Genomic DNA, 20242 nt, shown 5'->3' on the forward strand with positions numbered 1-20242 from the left:
GATAAACTTGAGGAATAAAAAGATAAAAATGGCGATGGCTGCACTATTGATTATTCTGCCTTTATTGCTGCAGCAAATCAATGATTATTGGATGCACATTGTCATCATGATCGGGATATTTTCTATCCTTTCGATGAGCCTCAATGTCATTATCGGATACGCCGGACAATTCGCGCTTGGGCATGCCGCTTTTTATGGAATTGGAGCTTATGCTGCGGCGCTACTGATGATTCATTTTCATCTTTCTTTCTGGATCGCGCTTCCTTCTGCCGCTGTCATTGCAGGATTGTTCGGTTTCTTGTTGGGAACTCCGGTCATTCGACTACGAGGGGATTATTTAGGTATTGTTACGCTGGGATTTGGTGAAATCGTGAGATTGATATTCGTCAATTGGATCGATGTCACTCGCGGTCCTATGGGAATTCCCGGCATTCCAGCACCAACCCTGTTCGGATACACTTTTAGCGGAAAAATAGAGTTCTATTACTTGATTCTAGTTCTTGTTCTAATAACATTTTTCGTAATTAATAGAATTGTCCATTCAGGAGTTGGTCTAAGTCTGCTCACCATTCGTGAAGATGAGACACTTGCGAAGTCCATCGGCATTCGGCCAAACAAATACAAGCTACTCGCGTTTACGGTGGGAGGTTTCTTTGCTGGAATTGCCGGAGCCTTCTGGGCATCTTACATTTCCTTTGTCAGCCCAGACGCCTTTAGGTACTTAGATTCGGTTAATATTTTGGCTATGGTCATTTTGGGCGGAACAGCCAGTCTTCCCGGATCAATTCTGGGTGCTACTCTTCTAGTGCTCGCACCCGAACTCCTTCGGTATATGAGTGACTACAGAATGATGTTGATGGGGCTGGCAATTGTTCTGATGATGATCTTTAAGCCTACCGGATTTTGGGGAGAGAAGCACCGAAAGTATAACTTTTACGGAATGGTACAGAAAGGTGAGGACAAGTGATGGAAAAGGTGCTGGAATTAGAGAAGGTGTCGGTTCAATTCGGTGGACTGATTGCCTTGGATAAGGTCGATATGGATGTGCGCCGTGGCGAAATTTTATCCATCATCGGACCGAACGGAGCAGGGAAGACAACGCTTTTCAACCTACTGACCGGCATATATCAGCCTACTTCCGGAAAAATCATTTACAAAAATCGGGTTATCAACAAACTACAACCTTATAAAAGAGTCAATCTCGGCATTGCGCGTACATTCCAGAATACGAGGCTGCTCAAAAACATGACGGTGCTGGAAAACGTCCTCGTTGCTCATTCACAGTGTAATGGAGAAGGCCTGCTAGAGTCCGTCTTTTCATTCGGTTCAGTAAATCGCAAACGTGTTGCGATTGTCCAGGAATGTATTGAGAAGCTAGAAGTGGTTGGTCTCGCGCACAAGCTCGACGTATTTGCTGGAAGCCTCCCTTACGGAGAACAACGACTGCTGGAAATTGCCCGGGCACTCGCTACTGGCTGTGAAATTTTGCTATTGGATGAACCGGCTGCGGGAATGAATTCGTCAGAAAAAGTGGAGCTAATAAAGAAGATCAGACAACTGTCCAACGAATTTAACATTGAAATCGTATTGATCGAGCATGACATCGGTATGATTATGGATATCTCTGATCGAATTATTGTTCTAAATTATGGTGTGAAGATCGCTGAAGGCGGAGCGAAGGAAATTCAGAATGACCCTAACGTCATTAGCGCTTATCTAGGCGGGGAGGTCGATTGGGATTGATAAATGACAGCCAAGTTATTCTGGAAATCAAAGACTTAAGTGTCAATTATGGCGTAATCACGGCTGTGAAAAAGATGAGTCTTCGTATTCATTATGGGGAGATCGTTGCACTAATCGGTACGAATGGCTCTGGCAAAACCTCGACACTTCACAGTATTTCCGGCCTTAATAAGAATGTCCAGGGACAGATTATGTTCGAAGGAAACGACATTACAAAGCTTGAGCCCCACCGGATTGTAGGGAGTGGCATTTCACAAGTTCCCGAAGGCAGAGGAGTTTTCCCTGATCTAACTGTTCTTGAAAATATTAAGCTCGGAGCATACGTCCGCAAGGATAAAGCAGAAATTGCCTCGGACATTCAACATATGTTTGGATTGTTTCCACGTCTTGCCGAACGAAAAAGACAGCTGGCCGGAACGATGAGTGGCGGAGAACAGCAGATGCTTGCGATTGCCCGCGCATTGATGGCTAGACCGAAACTACTACTGCTGGATGAGCCTTCTATGGGATTAGCTCCTTTGATTGTTAAGGAGATATTTACAGCTATCCGGCAAATTAACAAGGATGGTGTGTCCGTCTTGCTAGTGGAGCAAAATGCCACTATGGCGCTAGCGGCAGCCCATCGAGGATATGTGATGGAAACAGGTAGCATTGTCGTCCAAGGGGACGCTGCTGAATTGAGAAATAATGATGTCGTGAAATCCGTTTATTTAGGAATCAATTAGAGATTAATGAGGGAGGCGTCTTATGATGAAAGAAGACAATCATGAAGAAACACAGCAAAACCTGAATCATGACGAGAGTTTGGAGCCAGCATCACCGTATACGATTATGGCCAAGTTGTTTGCTCATCTCTCCAAGTCGGTAGTAGATCGTTTCGGAGAAGAAGGAAGAGATGCTATTCGCGAAGGGGTACGTACCTTCGGTGAGGAACGGGGACGGGATATTGCTCGTCGGGCCGCTGCTGCTGGACAGCCGAATGATATTCATAACTATTTGCCGAATTATGATATGGGACGAAGTGATCTATTCGAGTATGAAACAGAGTACCATCCCGTTGAAATCGAGCAGAATTTCACAAAATGTGCGTTCGGTGATCAGTGGAAAGCGGATGGAATGGAAGAGTATGGGATTCTATACTGCCAGATGATTGATCCAGCGATTGCCAGAGGGTACAATCCGGACTTCGAAGTGGTGCATGACAAATATTTGCTCAAAGAAGGAAATTGCCATTTCAGGTTTCAGATGAAAACATCTGAAAAAGAATCTGGGAGTGAGGAAAATGGAGATTAATTCCGACCGTTTGTGGACGAGGCTAATGGCATTGGGTGAAATCGGAGTGCGGGATAACGGAGGCGTTACCCGCTTTTCTTTTACCAAGGATGAGCGCCGTGCCAAGGATCTGGTCATCGCATATATGAAGGAAGCAGGACTTACTGTTCGAGAAGACGCTATAGGGAACATTATCGGTCGCCGAGAAGGCACAGATTCTAAAGCATCTGTCATTCTGACCGGGTCTCATATCGATACGGTTCCGGACGGAGGAAAGTTCGATGGAGCGCTTGGCGTACTCTCATCTATCGAAGCACTTCAGCGTATGCAAGAACTCGAGGTACAGACGATTCGTCCGATTGAGGTGATCGCTTTTACCGATGAGGAAGGCTCGAGATTCGGGTTCGGGATGATCGGGAGTCGTGCAATAGCCGGAACTTTGCGACATGAGGATTTGGAACATCAGGACGAGCAGCACATATCCATAGCCGAGGCAATGCGAGCAGCTGGCTTTGCACCCGAGCGAATCGGAGAAGCGGCTAAGCCGACGCATGAAGTGAATGCCTACGTTGAACTGCATATTGAACAGGGGAAAGTACTGGAGAACCACAACCAGCCGGTAGCACTTGTGACGGGAATCGCTGGTCCGCTGTGGCAACAGTTTACATTGACCGGTCAGGCAGGCCATGCCGGAGCGACACCGATGAACATGCGAAGAGATCCCATGCAGGCCGTTGCAGATATATTAAGTTATATTTATCGGGAAGCGAAGCAATTTACGAATGCAGTAGCTACGGTAGGCAAGTTTCGAATCGTTCCAGGAGGGGTGAATATCATCCCAGGACAAGTTCAATTCTCACTAGACTTGCGAGATATTGATGAGTCAGCCCGTGATTTGTTAGAAACCCGGATTGGGGACTATGTCAGCCAAGTATGCAAGAAGTATGATATCGAATTCCAGATCGACTTACTGCAAAGAGTAGCACCAGCACCCTGCTCCACTGATATACAAGAGGCTATTGCTCACGCTGGAAGAATAGCCGGACTTTCTAATCTACCGTATGTGGTAAGCGGTGCTGGCCATGACGGCATGCAGTTTAGCTCATCATGGCCGATCGGAATGATATTCGTCCGTTCCCAGGAAGGAATCAGTCATTCTCCGGAGGAATGGAGCTCTCAGGATGACTGCGGGGTTGGAACGGAAGTCCTTTATCATACGCTTCTTCAATTGGCGAACGGATAGTATTGATGCTGGATGTTGACAAGTAGAAACGGCAATGCCGTCCTTTTTCAAAGACGGCACCCGTTTCAGCGGAAATATAAGGAATAGAGTATCAAGTGAAACTTATACTTTCTTATATTTTGAAGAATCAAAGACCCCTTTGATGCACATAGCATTTCAAAGGGGTCTTTTGAGTATACACTTCTATCATTTAAAATTAACTATGGATTGGCTTCAATTGATAACCGAATTGATTCGATATGGAATGGGCTGCCGCGAGTAAATCTGCACGAATAAGATCCTCGTTCTCCTTGATGCGGGCCAGCGAGCCTATCACACTGATCGTGCCGACTGTTTGCCCAGCCGCATCTTTGACCGGAGCGGCTATACTATAGGCACCTACCTCGATCTCTTCATCCTCAATCCCATACCCCTGATCCCTTATTTGCTGCAAACTATTCATCAACGTCTCTTTATCTGTCATTGTTTTCTCCGTAAGCTTCATTAGCTTATAGTTGTGAAGATAATTTTGCAGTTCGGCATCTGACATATGGGCCAGAAATATTTTACCCGAAGCGGAGGCATGCATTGGCAGTTTGCTACCTGCTCTTGAACTGATAATGAAATAGTTATTAGGCGATTCTACCTTATCGATGCAAAAGACTTGTTCATGCTGATAAACATATAAATGGGAAGTCTCATGATACTTTTTGGTCAATTCAGTTAAATAGGGATGACCGATTTCTTTTAAGTCTAAACTATTCGAAACCAAATTCGCTTTCAACAAAAATTCTAGGCCAAGTCTGTACTTTCCATTGTTTGGATTCTTATCAATGTATGAATAGGCGCAAAGTGTATTAATAAGGCCGTATACCGTGCTCATGTTTAAATTCAGCCTCTCGCTGATCTCGGTAAGAGATAATTGAACATTCAAGGAATCGAAACAACTCACAATATCTAGCGCTCGCTTTACCGACTGGATCAGGCGAGGTTTCTTCTCGTTCAATATGATAACCTCCACAAAATGACTTGTAATTTTTTCTATAGTCACTATGTTCAGTGCTTTTTCCGATAATGTCAATAGGACTTTGATAATACAACAAAGCAGTGATTGTTATTTCAATATCCGCATTGAATATCCTCCCAACACAAAGAACGGCTATCATTAAGATAACCGTCCCCTGAATTAACTGTTTATTCAACTCTCGCAGAGCAATCTGTGAGAACTATTCCCTAGAAAAATTGCTGTTCATTGCTATCTCTATCTTTGAATAGGCTCGATCCGATATATTACGTTCTCGCCCTCTGTTGCTTGCGGTTCGGTGTGGATCTCCCAGCCAAATGATAGGACAGATTCCAACCGACTCTTTTCGGTCACCGTCAGTGCTACCTCCACAGACTCCTGACCCTCTTCTAATTCCAATACTGCCTCTTTGCGAAGAGCAATTGAGATCCAGCTACGGATACCACGAATCGTACTATATTTTATCTGATAACCTTGTCGTACAGCCCGCTCGAATTCCTCCGGCTTCTCAACCGACAAAGCTGCCAACTGCTTGTAATCGAACTCGTACTCGCTCTCGTCAAGTGGCAAATCACCTTCTGCCACTCTGCGTAGCAACTCCTCATCCGACCAGCCAAAGGCCCGTAACGACTCTATTAATAACGCGTCCCATTGAGATAGCTTTACACGGTTCAAAGCATCCGTCATAGCCTTCCCCCCCTTATCTTTCTAATTATTTATCACTTTCCGACAATATGGATTCCGCGAAGTGGCACGCAATGTAGTGGTTCGGGCTTACTTCTCGTAGTTCAGGAGCCTCAATCGCGCACTGTTCTGTCGCATAACGGCAGCGTGACCGGAATTGACATCCGTCAGCATTGAACCTATCGCCTGCACCCTCATTCTTCAGAACAATTCTTTCGCTGATCGCATGCGGATCAGGCTCGAGAATAGAAGAAAGCAATGCCTTCGTATATGGATGGCCAGGGTGCTCGTACAATTCATCACTCTCAGCAACCTCTACGAGATGACCACTATACATCACGCCAATCCGATCGGAAATATGCCGAACCATGGATAAGTCATGCGCTATGAACAAGTAGGTCAACCCGAATTCGGACTGTAAATCTTCAAGCATATTCACCACCTGCGCTTGAACGGATACGTCTAGAGCAGAAATGGGTTCATCGCACACAACAAACTCAGGTCTGACGGACAGTGCTCGAGCGATCGAAATACGCTGGCGTTGCCCACCGCTGAACTCATGGGGGAAGCGGTATAGATGTTCTCTCTTCAACCCTACTCTCTCCAGCAGTGCAGCTACAGCCTCTTTGCGTTCCTCACCTTGATGTATGCCGTGAATTTTCATCGGTTCACCAATCAATTCAAGTACGTTAAGACTCGGATTCAAAGAGGAATAGGGATCCTGAAATATCGACTGAATACGTCTGCGGAAAGGCTTCAGTTGCTTCTCGTCCAACTTGCTCAGCGGCTGTCCGTCAAATAACACTTCCCCATCCGTATAATCATACAACCGGAGCAGACAGCGCCCAACCGTAGACTTGCCGCTCCCTGACTCTCCTACTAAACCGAAGGTCTCTCCCTGACGGATCTGGAAGCTAACACCATCTACCGCTTTATTCACCTCTGTGTCGCGTCCCCAGATGTCCTTTCCTTTGGAGAAGTGCTTCTTGAGATTTCTTACATCCACCAGAATCTTGCTCTCACTCACTGAAGTTCCCCCTTTACGTGCCCATCAACAATCTGCTCCTCTTGCACATCGTCAGCCAACCAGCACGCTGAGCGGTGACCCGAGGATAATTCGAAAGCCGGAGGGCGCTCGATGCAACGGTCGAAAGCATTCGGACAACGTTCCATAAACGGACACCCTGCAGGTGGGTTCAGCAAATCCGGCGGTGTGCCTTCGATCGGAATAAGCCGTTCACGCGATTTACCATCACGCTTGGGGATCGAACGAAGCAAGCCCTTAGTGTACGGATGCTGAGGACGATAAAAGATATCCTCCACGGTTCCTTGCTCCATAATCAGCCCACCATACATCACAATAACTCGAGTACATACCTGTGCCACCACACCTAAATCATGTGTAATGAGTGCCACTGCTGTATGCGAGTTATCTTTCAACTGTTTAAAAAGATCTAGAATTTGCGCCTGTATCGTTACGTCTAGCGCAGTCGTTGGCTCATCTGCAATAAGCAGCTCGGGCTTACAAGAGAGCGCCATGGCGATCATCACCCGCTGACGCATCCCTCCGCTGAACTCATGCGGATATTGCTGCAACCGCTGCTCCGGATTAGTAATACCAACCTGATGCAACATGTTCGCAGCTTCGGCAATAGCCTCTTGCTTATTTAATCCGCGATGTCTGCGGATAACTTCTGTTAGTTGTTGACCAATTTTCTTCACTGGGTTAAGCGAGGTCATCGGATCCTGAAATACCATCGCTATCTGATTGCCACGCAGCTTTCTCCACTGCTTCTCCGACAAGTTCCTGAGGTTCTCACCGCGAAAATTGATGTCTCCTCCGATGATTTCACCCGGAGGTGTAATTAACGACATAATGGCTTTGGCTGTGACACTCTTGCCGCTGCCAGATTCACCGACGATCCCAATCGTTTCGCCAGCATCAATGTGAAAGCTAACACCGCGGACCGCCTGATTCTCTCCACCCTGGGTATAGAATGAAACTTTCAAATCCTCGATAGTCAGTAGCCGTTCGGTCATCATGTTCACACTCCTATCTCTTGATCAGCTTCGGTTCAAAGCCAACCCGCAAAATATCACCCAAAACATTAAAACTCAATACGGTAAACAGAATCAGTAAACCTGGAAACAGCGCTAAATATGGTGCCTGCGCAATATATCCCTGCGCGTTATTCAACATACTGCCCCAGGTAGCATTCGGAGGTTGTACTCCGAAGCCGAGAAAGCTCAGGGAGGACTCCATCATAATTCCCGCAGCAATATTATTCGTTGCTCCTACAATAATAACAGGCACTAATCCAGGAAGAATATGCTTGAGAATAATACCATACGCACTTTGTCCCGAAGCCTTCGCATATAGTACATACTCCCGTTCCTTGATGGTCATCGTTTCAGCCCGGATCACCCGAGCGATACTCATCCACATTAATAGAGCTATAATAATGATAATGTTGCCGACCTTCGGCTTCAAATACACGCTGAGTAGTAGCAGAATCAAAAAGGATGGAATAGACATCACAACATCGAGAAAACGCATCAATAAATTATCTATCCAGCCACCGAAGAAACCACTAATTACACCCACCGTCACGCCAATTCCAGTGGCTATGATCATTGAAGCAAAGCCGACCAACAGCGATACGCGACCGCCATACAAAGCTCTAGTGAAATAATCACGTCCATAATCATCCGTCCCGAACCAATGATCTGCTCCGGGCGCCGCTAGACGTACCATGACATCCATTGCATTCGGATCATATCCGGATATGAAGGCAAAGATTGCCCCAAGCGTAAACACGATTAGAATAATGAGGGCAGCGACACCCAATCTGTTCGTAAACAGCTCACTTCCAACACTTTTCCATTTACTTCTATTCATGAGGTCACCTCGTTAATTTAATTCGTGGATCCACAATACTGTATAAAATATCCGCCGCGAGATTACCTATAATTAGCATTAGAGAAGAGAACAAAGTAATCCCCATAATAACAGGGTAATCCATTCCCTTAACAGCAGTCATCCCTAGCGAACCTATACCCGGCCAGGAGAATACCGTCTCTGTTACGATCGCACCTGCCACCAATTCACCCATCGACATACCAAGTAGTGTTATTACAGGAAGCAGAACATGCTTCATCACATGCCGGAACAGAATCGTCGTCTTCGTCGATCCGAAGGCATATTGAATCTGCACATAATCTTCTTTGAACTGTCCAATCGTACTGGAACGAATATACCTTACGTAACCGGCGAGAAAACTAAAAGCCAGCACACTGCATGGCAAGATACCATGCTTCAATACATCAACCGCGGATTCTATACCAATCGTGCGCATCCCCATACTCGGTAATACCTGTAGCTTAATTGAGAATAAATACATAAGTAGAATAGCCAGCCAGAATAAAGGGACTGAAATCCCAACATAGGCGACGAAGTTGACTAATTTGTCAATCCAGCGGTTCCGGTTCGCACCAGCAAGAAGACCTAACGGAATCGCAAGTATAACCGCAAGTCCGATGGCACTTCCCATTAAACCCGCAGTTGCAGGTAGCCGCTCCACAATCTGTTGCAGAACAGGCTGATGATTCACAAGGGAGTAACCGAAGTTCCCCTGCATGATTTCTTTTATCCATATAAAATATTGAATGTAAGCTGGTTTGTCCAGCCCAAGGTTATGCCGAATACGCTCGATATCATCCGCGTGCATATTCGGCGTAACAAAGGAAAGCACTGGATCACCTGGGGCCAGCTTAACCATCGTAAAGCACACAACCGACACAAAAAATAGCATCGGTAGGGTTTGCAACAATCTTCGAACGATGAGCTGTCTCATACGCGTATTCTCCTAGCTCGTTATCGGCAAAAAATAAGCTGGACGGACCAGCTTATTTTTTTGACGTACTTATTTAAGATATAGTTTGGACAAATCTTCAAAAATAACGACAGGCTTCAATACTGCCTCTTCAATCCCGCCATAGTTCTTGGAGACAGCTACGATGGTCTTCGTGTAGGATATTGGATAAATCGGTGCATCTTCTGCAATGATTTCTTGTGCCTTCTTATAAAGCTCACCGCGCTTCGCCGGATCACCTTCACCCGCTCCATCACTCAGAAGTTTATCGACTTCTGCATTTGCATAATGCGAGTAATTGGAAGAACCATCTGAAGCGTACAATATCCGGTAAGCATCAGGGTCATAACCCATAATATAACCAGTAATCGCTAGTTCATAGTCTGTCGAATTCGGATCAATGAATTTTTGTACAAATGCTGTCGCATCCATGTTCTGTAGTTCAACATCAACACCAATTGCCTTCATCTTTTGTTGTACATACAGCGAGATGCCTTCTTGTGCCTTATTGCCGCTTTGTACAATAAATCTCAACTTCAGATTGCTCACACCAGCAGACTCTAAAAGTTGTTTCGCTTTATCCACATCATTATCGAAAGATACTACATCATTCGTATGAAATAGTGTGTCCGGTGTTAAGAATGATTTCGCTGGATCTGCATATTCGCTTGATGTGTACGCAGTCTGAATGATTTCGTCGCGACTCAATGCTAGAGAAAGCGCCTGACGGACTTCTGGTTTAGCAAGAGCGCCTGTATCGCTGTTCGCGTTGAACAACATATACGATAGACGTCCTTCACTGTATGGTAAGATCTCAAAATTATTCGTTGCTTGAATCGTCCCAACATCCTGCGGGTCTAAATATTTAATATTGATCTCACCACTCTGAAGCGCGAGATTAGCAGCATTCGTATCCTTAGCAATTCGGTATGTTACAGAATCCAAATGAGGCTTGCCACCGAAATAGTTATCGAATCTTTCAACTGTCAAATACTCTCCCGTTTTGTACTCTTTGAATTTAAAAGGTCCAGATCCTACTGGTGAAGCATTCTTGGTACTCTTCTCCATATCGGTTTCATTCTCGAAAATATGTTTTGGAATCGGGAATACCTGTAATAGAGTGGCCTCGAAGCCAGGATTCACTTGTGGAAGTTGGAAATCTACGGTTAGATCATCCTTCTTCACCGCTTTAATTGGTTGGTCATTGATCACTAAGTTTGATCTCAAGAAACTGTTCTGCTTCTCATCTAGCATACTGTCGATTGTGAACACAACGTCGTCTGCGGTTAGCTTCTCTCCGTCATGCCAAGTTAGACCGTCTTTCAGCTTCAGCGTATAAGTTAAGTTATCTTCCGAGAGTGTTAGACTGTCTGCAAGGTAGAATGTCTTCACTCCATCATTTACTTGGAACAGTGGAGCATATAGTGCCTGGTCAATCGTCAGACTCACTCGATCACCTGCATAGACTGGATTTAGAATAACTGGATCAGAAGCGACCCCAATAATCAAATTACCGCCATCTTTCGGTTCACTGCTTGTAGCAGGTTGCTGCGATTCCGCAGGCTCCTGATTTGTAGTTGGTGCTGTATTATTTCCACCAGAGCACGCACTGATCAACAATGTTAACACCATTAAAGTAATAATTCCAGATAACCCTTTACGCATACTCTTTTCCCCCATGTCTGTAACTACTCAGTTTATATATACATTGTACATCGGAATACTCGGAATTGCAATAACTCCATTATTTTATTATTCTATTTCGAATAATTCACTTGTATCTCGATGATTGGTTTCAAATTATATTAACATATCACAAAACAACCTACAAAGTAAGAACTATACGATAGCAATCGCATCACATCATCGGTTATCCTCACATTTCTTTAGCAACTGTTCCATGGGAATGGACAAAACGAGGTGGCGTCGGTTTCATATCGACACCACCTCGTAGATTCTGATTTATTTTTGCTTAAAGTGCGTGTTCAAAAAGTAGAACAATGACTTTCTGAACTTTCTCTTAAAATCTTACTTCATATTCACAGTATTCATCACCATGGACATTGCACTTTACTTCGCGAACAGTGACGCGTTTACCCCGTATTTTAGTGAGGGCTCCCTCCATAATAGCGCCTTCCAAGTCACAGACCATTTTACCCTCCATGACTGGCAACCCTTCACAGAAGCAATCATGTACAGCAACCGTCATTCCCTTCTCATCTTCTCTCACGATCTCAGGAATCCCTATTTTCATGTTTTCAAATAACTCGAATAGTTCGTCAACCGTAGAAACACCTAACTCTTCCCCTATTTTTCTTCCTATGGTCATCGTCGTACCTTTTCCATTAGAAGGCAGTGCTTGATATAGACCAATAAGTCTGATCGTTCTAAATAGTTCCAATGGTACTACGTCCCCTAAATTCTCTCGATATATTGATTATAATCTCAGCCCATATCCAAATTGTGATTTTAGTCATAAACAAAATGATTATGTTATTTTCTCCAAAATTGATTTAGATCAATTTAATATTATGAGATTCAACCTACACTGAAACTAGCAAGAAGATAACTTACGAGGAGGAATTACAATGAAAACAATGACTTTCCAATTAGAGCAACTCACTTGTCCCAGCTGCATTAAGAAAATCGAAACGGCGTTAGGTAACCAAGACGGGGTCTCTGAAGTAAAGGTTCTATTCACTTCCAGCAAGGTGAAAGTTAGTTACGATGAGAATGTTGTCGAATCAGTAGATGTCGCTAAGGTCATCTCCAAGCTAGGCTTTCAAATTCTGAATTCTAAATAGATAAGGGGGCGTGTATCATGTCTAGAAAGAGAAAAGGGCAAGTTGTTATGATTGCAGGTTTGCTCATTGCTATATCTCTTCTATTAAAGGCCTTGAATATGTTATCCACTATTTCTGATGGTCTAATGATTACAGCTGTGTTCATTGCAGGGTATCCCATTATGAAGAATGCCATTCAAGCGTTACGTTATCGCATATTAGGAATTGAAGCTCTTGTTACCATAGCCGTGATCGGCGCCATCATGATTCAGGAGTATTGGGAGGCGGCAGCGGTTACCTTTCTATTCGTCTTTGGTTCATATCTTGAAGCAAGAACGATCGAGAAGACGCGTTCTTCATTAAAAGCATTGATTGATTTGGCACCGACGATGGCTTCTGTCATGCGAGATGGGATAGAGGTCAGGGTATCGCCTGATGAGGTAATCCAAGGAGAAATCGTTCTTGTACGTCCCGGTGAGAATATTCCGGTAGATGGTACCATATTCAAGGGGAAGGCTACGATAAACCAAGCCGCCATTACGGGAGAGTCGATTCCAGTCAGTAGGGAAAAGGACGGTACTGTATTTAGTGGAACGGTCATTGACAATGGGTATTTGGAAATCATCGCAGATAAGGTAGGAGAAGATACGACGTTTGCTCGCATTCTGAACATGGTCGAAGAAGCACAAGAATCGAAAGCACCAACGCAGAAATTTATTGAGAAATTCGCTCGATACTACACTCCCGGTATTTTTATATTAGCTATTATCGTGTATATCTTGACTAGAGATATTGAATTAACACTGACATTGTTAGTTATTGCTTGCCCAGGCGCCATGGTTATCTCTGCTCCGGTCTCTATTGTCGCTGGAATCGGTAACGGGGCGAAGAACGGCATTCTATTTAAAGGCGGCGAGACGTTAGAAAAGGCTGGGAAAGTTCAAGTAGTCGCTTTTGATAAAACAGGTACACTCACGGTTGGTAAACCACAGGTCACTCAGATTCGTGCCTTCCAGATGAGCGAAGATGAACTCCTTCATATAATAGCCCGTGCAGAATATGCGTCAGAGCATCATTTAGCTAGAGCTATCCTGACAGAAGCTAAACTGAGATTCGGATCTGAGATTATACCTGCAGAGCAGTTCGAGGCCTTAGCTGGTAAAGGGGTTAGTGCCACCGTTGATGGAACTGAGCTTTATATTGGGAATCGCAAACTCATGTCAGATTACAGCATTCCATATGATGAAGAAGTAGCTAACTATGTAGCTCAAGAGGAAGGTAAAGCACAGACCGTTGTCTTTGTCGCTAATCATGAGCGAGTCTTAGGGCTGATCTCTATTGCCGATGTGTTGAGGGCAGATGCGTATGAGCTTGTCCGTCAATTAAAGAAATCCGGCGTAAAAAAGGTTGTTATGTTAACTGGTGATAATGAACGAACAGCTGCTGCCGTCTCTCGTGAACTCGGGATTGATCAGTATTATGCCGAACTGCTTCCTGAAGATAAAGTCATCAAATTAAAAGAATTACAAGAGAAATATATTGTTGCCATGGTTGGCGATGGCGTGAATGACGCTCCTGCTCTAGCCATTGCGGATGTAGGGATTGCTATGGGAGGATCAGGAACAGATGTCGCGATCGAGACAGCGGATGTCGTCCTCATGTCAGATCGCTTAGAGAAGCTCTCTTATGCCCTCGGACTTAGCCATGCTACAATGAACAATATGAAGCAAAATATTTACTTCGCGGTAGCGGTTGTTGTGACTCTGTTAATCGGCGTATTAACTAGAAATGTATTCATGGCTTCCGGTATGCTCGTGCATGAATTAAGTGTGTTGTTAGTCATTGTCAACGCGATTCGTTTAACACGCTACAGAGGTGTGAAGACTAGCCAATCTATATCATCGACTAAGAATAGAGGGATTCGTAATGGAATGCAATCATCAAGTGAATGATCAGTATGATGCGGATCATTCCCCATCACTTTGTATCAACAATGTGCCCATTCTAGATATTCTATCATCCGAAGAAAAAATAGAAGTAATGAATACGTCCATTAGCAAAAAATATAAAAAGGGGGAGATTATTTTCTCCCCTGGCCATTCATCAGCTAATCTATGGATTGTTCATCGAGGTAGTGTGAAGATTTCTCGGTTCTCCTCAACTGGCAAGGAACAAATTGTACGTATTCTCAGCCAGGGCGATTTCACAGGGGAGTTATCCTTATTCAGTCACACGATATTAACTAGCACCGCGGAGGCATTAGAGCCAACAGAGATATGTCTGATTCAAGGAAAAGTCATCAATGATTTAATGTTGAGAAAGCCCCAGATTGCAATCAAGTTTCTCGAAAAATATACAGAACGTATTGAAATGGCCGAAGACAAGCTCGAACAACTCACGCTATATGATATCGAGCAGCGAATTGCTAAAGTTCTATTGGATATGTTAGAAGAACAACAGACGGATCAGACCGAGGACAATACTCTAATTCTACCTATAAGTAAAAAGGACCTTGCGGTGATGATTGGGACTTCCCAAGAATCGTTAAGCCGTAAGCTTTCCTTCTTCCAAGAACAAGGTTGGATTAAATTAGTTGGTCAACGACAAATTACTATTCTTGATCGGGAGAGCCTTGAACAGTTTAACGAATAGAACATCTAACACGGTCACCTTTCATCACCTATAAGTAGTCAACCAAATGATCTACGTTAGTTGCAAAAAGGGTCTCTACATTCACCACAATTCCTATTTTGCCCGTTTTAGTTGCTCAAACAACATTTAATTACTCGAAAAGTCCTGATTTTCACTATTCTCCCTATATTAACATTGTAACTCCGCTGTTAAAGGCGGACCATAAACGTCAAACATCTCCGCTATTAGCACCATTAGCATCGCAACAGTCATCTTCATCATCAGAAACCTTTGCCGTCGTTGTACGGTAATATCCTATTTTCTATCCATCACCCTATTTGCTCCGCGATAAGTGATATAATAAGCTATATTTATATGAAAATATTATCTCTTAGGAGAATTAACCATAATGAAACCAACTTATACTATAGATGATGTGCAATGGCATGCGCTCATTCACAATGTGGCACAGAATTTCGATGACCTAACGATAAAGCGTGGGTTCCAATATTTCAAACAGGGACATGTCCATCAATTAACAATGCCTTATGCAACGCATATTGAGGCCATCGTCGAAGGTAACGAGAACTACTCTGTTGATCTCAATCTCGACTCCTTCTCTAACAATCATTGCAGTTGTCCGGTTCCGGCCAACTGCAAGCATATGATCGCCGTCCTGCTTGAATACGCCAATCTACAAGGACAGTCTGTTCATGCGCTCGTAAATGCACATTCATCAACCATGTTCAAGCAAGTCGTGAAGCCTTCTCCCTATCCAGTGCCCAATCGCTCAGCGATTCAGACTTTGGATCGCAAAGCAGAAGCTTCCGCCAAGTTGAAAGGACAAGCAAGTCTAGTCTCTACGTTGCCCATTTCAGAGTGGCATGATCTATTTGAACGATGTATCGGTCCATTAGGGATGAAGATTCCAAATGCTCAGTATGCTCAAAGTGCTTTAGCATCCATACTCGCCATACAACCTCAGCTTTCACCTGTAATGGAGCTACTTTACCAATTTCATGCTCACCTATTTGTGCTGAATAAGCTGGTGACGCCCTCACAGCATCAAGTGAATTATTCCAACTTTTTCATGGGATTTCACACACAGGTTGCTGCTGATGATATGCAGGATGCTATGGGGAACATTTTAGCAAATGAGCTTTCTCTTCAAACCGAACCCGAACAATGGGGCCATATTGCGGACACTTTAACCATCTTACGTAAGCAAATGTTAACGGAGCCTCAGAATCTCCAATACTTCTTATATGTTTACAATCAACTTTGGTTGAAATGGATTCACCCTAATCTTGACGACAAGAAGATGTGCCTAGAGGAACTAGAATATTTACAATCCGCTAAAGATGAGCTAGGAGCTTCGCTCTCAAGGCTTCCGTGGATGCTAACTCAGAGCTGGATGCAGTTCTATCTATCCCAGGACGAGCAAGCTTGGTCTCTTTTAAAAGAGGCAGACAAAATCTTCAATATCCATCCCGAGCATCTCTATCCTTTCCTGTCTATTTTGTTAAAAGACGAAGCATGGTCTCGCATGAAGAGTTGGTTAGTTGAACTCGGTCCACTGCTCAGCAACTACCGGAATACTAACCTAAGTCATTATTGGACATGTTGGGAGACTACTATTCTACATCTTCCTGAGTCCGAGCAGTCTATGTGGTCAACGCTAATCAGCATGTTACCTCATTCAAGGAACATATATGAAGACAAATTACTATCACATGATAAATGGAAACAATGGATGGACTATCAATTGAGTACTGGCAGGGACCCTCTGGATTTCCGTGTCACCGTATTTCAACCTATTGAGAAGAACGCACCAGAATTGCTACTTCCCTTCTATCATCAAGCTGTTGAAAGATACATCATTCAGAAGAATAGAGATAGTTATAAACAAGCTGTCAAGTTATTGAAACGGCTATCCAAGCTATACAAGAAAACAAAGCAAGAAGCACGCTGGGAATTGTTCATTACCGCACTTGCCACCCGCAATAGTCGACTACGAGCACTTCAAGAAGAGCTTCGGAGAGGAAAGCTGATATCATGAGCCATTATACAGAAACCATCACTCTCCACATCAACTTGAGTGCCTACGGAGATGCCTTAATCTATGGAACTACCAACACATATAGTTACGTATCTGGCCAATACCTGAAGCATCGTCTATTCGCATGGCATGAAGCTTCCTTTTACGGGACGCAACTAGAGGTACAAACGGTTCAAGATATTGAGCTTGTCGTCCTCCCTTTTGAGCAGGTCATCCCATTCTTTGCAGAACACAAGCTACTTGATCATATCGAGTGGGTGTGGGGTGAGGACGTAGCGCAATGGATTGGGCTTATTCCTGTGTTGGCTATATCTATAGAAGAAAAGAAATATATCCCTAACTATTCAGCCTTTCAGTCAGGCAAATTGCAGTGGGTCTGGGATCAAGAGACATTGGAGTCCCAAGGACAGGCTATCTTAGAGCGGATAGGAAATGATCCCCATATACTCGAGGGATTAAGTACAGCATTCTCGGCAACAGTATCTCAACGCTACTATGGAACGGAATCAACCGCTTCCGACCTACGTAGAGAATATCCGTTGTTATTTACGGGTGGTGGCGCCACTGTTACTGGATTAGATGAACAAGGCTGGCTTATTGCCATGGGTTGGAAGGCAGATACAGCACCATTCCGACCTCTTTTGCAATTATTGGAGCCTGATGATGACCAGTTAGCTTGGCGACTTCAGCTCGTTCTACAAGACAAGCTCGATCCAGTGATGCTTGCGCCTATTCGACTTGATGAGGATGGACAAGCATTCGGCACTTGGCCTAGTGCTTGGTCAACTCATGTGCGTGAGCGCTCTGCTAGTTGGCTGGAACGTTTGCGGGCATGCCTGCGTAATGATCGCTTCGGCGGGAATAACCTAAATGTATTAGATGTGCCCTTAACGGATGAAGCAGCTTGGCAATTCTTAACGTCTGATAGTGACACTCTACTGGAAGCTGGATGGCAAGTGCTTCTTCCAGCTTGGTGGGAAGAAGCTAGTCGGAAGAGACCTAAGCTTCGTGCGAAAGTCCGCTCAAGTGAAGGTAGTTCCGGGGGCTCCCTATTCGGCCTTGATTCCATCGTTAATTTCGATTGGCGGATTGCTATTGGAGATTCCCAACTCACCGAGAGTGAATTCGAAGAACTTCTCGCTCGCAATGAACGGTTAGTTCGCTTTAGAGGACAATGGATTTCGCTTGATCCAGCCTTACTAGCGCAAATCCGTCAAGCTATGGCAGGGATGGACAGCTCACAAGGATTATCTTTTCAAGATATACTGCAACTCCATCTACTTGGTAATACTGATGAGCCTGCGGATGGTACACCTGAGCAACAGCAAGCGGCTTCCGCGCGTGTCCAACTGGAAGTTGAGCTGAATGAACATCTAATGAAGATTATGGGTCAACTTAGAGGCCAGACGGAATGGCCAACACTTGCCGTGCCGAAGGGGCTACAAGCAGACTTGCGCTCATATCAACAGGATGGATATGCTTGGCTTACTTTTTTACGTCGCTTTGGATTAGGGGCCTGTCTCGCCGATGATATGGGGCTAGGTAAAACCGTACAGTTCATAGCCTATCTATTGCATATTAAGGAAACGGCTTTAGAGTCGGATTCTAGTTTCCCTTCTCTTCTGATCTGTCCCACTTCGGTGTTGGGTAATTGGCAGAAAGAGTTGACCCGCTTCGCACCCTCTTTAAAGGTCATGCTTCACTACGGGGGCAGGCGTTATAGCGGGGAAGAATTTCTTGAAGAAGCTACACAAGCAGATATTATTCTAACGTCCTATGCGACAGCTACTTTGGATCAGGATCTACTTAAACAATTTACATGGACATCCATTTGCCTAGACGAAGCCCAGAATATCAAGAATGCTCAGACCAAGCAATCCACTGCTGTTCGGAGCTTCCCTGCGAGGCATCGTGTTGTACTTACCGGTACACCTATCGAGAATCGGCTTTCAGAACTCTGGTCTCTATACGACTTCATCAATCCCGGTTATCTTGGGAGCGCGCGCGCCTTTAACAATCGATTCATTAACGCCATTGAGAAGGATCATAACGAACAGCGAACGCTCGATTTACAAAAGCTCGTTAAGCCCTTCATGCTCCGTCGCAAGAAGAAAGATCCAGCTATTCAGCTTGATTTGCCTGACAAGAACGAGATGAAGACCTATATTCATCTCACTGCCGAACAGGGGGCACTTTATGATACTACCGTCACTCAACTCATGGAACGTATGCAGAAACTTGAGGGAATTGAGCGGAAGGGAGCTATTCTCGGAGCACTTACCCAGCTTAAACAGCTCTGTGATCATCCGATGCTCTTGACGAAAGAACCTATACCCGTGGCTTCCAAAGACCACGACGACACACTGGATACCGAGACGTTGATCAATCGATCGGCTAAGCTGGAACGACTTCTCGCTATGGTGAAAGAGTTGCGAGAAGAGGGTGAACGTTGTCTGATCTTTACGCAATATATTGGGATGGGGCAACTGCTTAAGCTGGTACTTCAACAAGAGCTTCAAGAGCCTGTACTTTACTTGAATGGAAGCACGTCTAAATCGGCGCGTGATGCCATGATTGATCAGTTCCAATCGCAGACGCTACCCTCTGAGGAGCAACCGTCTGTGTTCATTCTTTCGATTAAAGCAGGCGGTGTGGGTCTTAATCTTACAGCAGCCAACCATGTCTTTCACTTCGATCGCTGGTGGAATCCAGCCGTGGAGAATCAGGCAACGGACCGTGCCTACCGTATGGGTCAGACCAAGGACGTACAGGTGCACAAGTTCATCTCGCTTGGCACATTAGAGGAGCGCATCGATGAGATGCTAGAGAACAAGCAACAGCTTAGTGATAATGTCATCTCAAGCTCCGAAGGCTGGATTACCGAACTATCGACCGATGAGCTACAAGATCTCTTCTCGTTGCGGCGGGATTGGGTTGGTTGATTTATTGTTC

The 20242-nt window shown here is 44.6% G+C and carries 18 protein-coding genes; 10 read left to right on the forward strand and 8 right to left on the reverse strand.

From position 1 onward, the window contains the following. Nucleotides 1-7 precede the first annotated feature (7 nt). The 5 genes from ACP8HI_RS20855 to ACP8HI_RS20875 are packed head-to-tail and all read left to right on the forward strand — an operon-like array spanning nt 8 to nt 4258. Entirely contained in the window at nt 8-967 is a 960-nt protein-coding gene (locus tag ACP8HI_RS20855; RefSeq protein ID WP_438348068.1) for a branched-chain amino acid ABC transporter permease, read from the forward strand. Continuing rightward, complete coding sequence (locus ACP8HI_RS20860; RefSeq protein ID WP_438348069.1) at nt 967-1743, forward strand: ABC transporter ATP-binding protein; 777 nt, start codon at nt 967-969, stop codon at nt 1741-1743. Before ACP8HI_RS20855 ends, ACP8HI_RS20860 begins: the two co-directional genes overlap by 1 nt. Before the next feature lie 17 nt (nt 1744-1760). Beyond that, on the forward strand, nt 1761-2468 hold the full coding sequence (locus ACP8HI_RS20865; RefSeq protein ID WP_438351927.1) for an ABC transporter ATP-binding protein: 708 nt from the start codon (nt 1761-1763) through the stop codon (nt 2466-2468). 22 nt (nt 2469-2490) lie between these two features. Further along, on the forward strand, nt 2491-3036 hold the full coding sequence (locus ACP8HI_RS20870; RefSeq protein WP_438348070.1) for an L-2-amino-thiazoline-4-carboxylic acid hydrolase: 546 nt from the start codon (nt 2491-2493) through the stop codon (nt 3034-3036). Further along, a complete protein-coding gene (locus tag ACP8HI_RS20875) occupies nt 3026-4258 on the forward strand; it encodes a Zn-dependent hydrolase (RefSeq protein WP_438348071.1) in 1233 nt (410 codons plus the stop codon). The genes ACP8HI_RS20870 and ACP8HI_RS20875 overlap by 11 nt, the downstream gene beginning before the upstream one ends. A 196-nt stretch (nt 4259-4454) precedes the next feature. On the opposite strand, the gene ACP8HI_RS20880 is transcribed toward ACP8HI_RS20875, so the two are convergent. The 8 genes from ACP8HI_RS20880 to ACP8HI_RS20915 form a co-directional block, all read right to left on the reverse strand. Continuing rightward, nucleotides 4455-5243 carry an IclR family transcriptional regulator gene (locus ACP8HI_RS20880; RefSeq protein ID WP_438348072.1) on the reverse strand — a complete coding sequence of 263 codons (789 nt, stop codon included), beginning with the start codon at nt 5241-5243 and terminating at the stop codon, nt 4455-4457. Nucleotides 5244-5498: 255 nt separating this feature from the next. Further along, complete coding sequence (locus ACP8HI_RS20885) at nt 5499-5948, reverse strand: hypothetical protein (RefSeq protein ID WP_438348073.1); 450 nt, start codon at nt 5946-5948, stop codon at nt 5499-5501. Between the two features lie 25 nt (nt 5949-5973). Continuing rightward, on the reverse strand, nt 5974-6972 hold the full coding sequence (locus ACP8HI_RS20890; RefSeq protein WP_438348074.1) for an ABC transporter ATP-binding protein: 999 nt from the start codon (nt 6970-6972) through the stop codon (nt 5974-5976). Then, a complete protein-coding gene (locus ACP8HI_RS20895; protein ID WP_438351928.1) occupies nt 6969-7985 on the reverse strand; it encodes an ABC transporter ATP-binding protein in 1017 nt (338 codons plus the stop codon). Before ACP8HI_RS20895 ends, ACP8HI_RS20890 begins: the two co-directional genes overlap by 4 nt. A gap of 13 nt (nt 7986-7998) precedes the next feature. Further along, nucleotides 7999-8844, reverse strand: a complete 846-nt coding sequence (locus ACP8HI_RS20900; protein ID WP_438348075.1) for an ABC transporter permease — start codon at nt 8842-8844, stop codon at nt 7999-8001. 4 nt (nt 8845-8848) lie between these two features. Continuing rightward, complete coding sequence (locus tag ACP8HI_RS20905) at nt 8849-9799, reverse strand: ABC transporter permease (protein ID WP_438348076.1); 951 nt, start codon at nt 9797-9799, stop codon at nt 8849-8851. Between the two features lie 69 nt (nt 9800-9868). Continuing rightward, a complete protein-coding gene (locus tag ACP8HI_RS20910; RefSeq protein ID WP_438348077.1) occupies nt 9869-11482 on the reverse strand; it encodes an ABC transporter substrate-binding protein in 1614 nt (537 codons plus the stop codon). Between the two features lie 355 nt (nt 11483-11837). Next, entirely contained in the window at nt 11838-12218 is a 381-nt protein-coding gene (locus ACP8HI_RS20915; protein ID WP_438348078.1) for a V4R domain-containing protein, read from the reverse strand. A 187-nt stretch (nt 12219-12405) separates the two neighbouring features. Here ACP8HI_RS20915 and ACP8HI_RS20920 point away from each other — a divergent pair, with 187 nt between their 5' ends. From ACP8HI_RS20920 to ACP8HI_RS20940, 5 genes are all read left to right on the forward strand, one after another. Continuing rightward, nucleotides 12406-12621: a heavy-metal-associated domain-containing protein gene (locus tag ACP8HI_RS20920; RefSeq protein WP_438348079.1), complete on the forward strand. Its 216-nt coding sequence runs from the start codon at nt 12406-12408 to the stop codon at nt 12619-12621. Between the two features lie 17 nt (nt 12622-12638). Continuing rightward, entirely contained in the window at nt 12639-14552 is a 1914-nt protein-coding gene (locus tag ACP8HI_RS20925) for a heavy metal translocating P-type ATPase (protein WP_438348080.1), read from the forward strand. Next, the gene (locus ACP8HI_RS20930) at nt 14527-15252 is read left to right on the forward strand and encodes a Crp/Fnr family transcriptional regulator (protein ID WP_438348081.1); all 726 of its coding nucleotides are present in this window, start codon (nt 14527-14529) and stop codon (nt 15250-15252) included. The genes ACP8HI_RS20925 and ACP8HI_RS20930 overlap by 26 nt, the downstream gene beginning before the upstream one ends. 388 nt (nt 15253-15640) lie before the next feature. Next, nucleotides 15641-17290 carry an SWIM zinc finger family protein gene (locus ACP8HI_RS20935; protein WP_438348082.1) on the forward strand — a complete coding sequence of 550 codons (1650 nt, stop codon included), beginning with the start codon at nt 15641-15643 and terminating at the stop codon, nt 17288-17290. Then, entirely contained in the window at nt 17287-20232 is a 2946-nt protein-coding gene (locus ACP8HI_RS20940) for a DEAD/DEAH box helicase (protein WP_438348083.1), read from the forward strand. Before ACP8HI_RS20935 ends, ACP8HI_RS20940 begins: the two co-directional genes overlap by 4 nt. Nucleotides 20233-20242 lie beyond the last annotated feature (10 nt).

The organism is Paenibacillus sp. FA6 (assembly GCF_051550225.1).
Lineage (GTDB): Bacteria > Bacillota > Bacilli > Paenibacillales > Paenibacillaceae > Paenibacillus_AQ.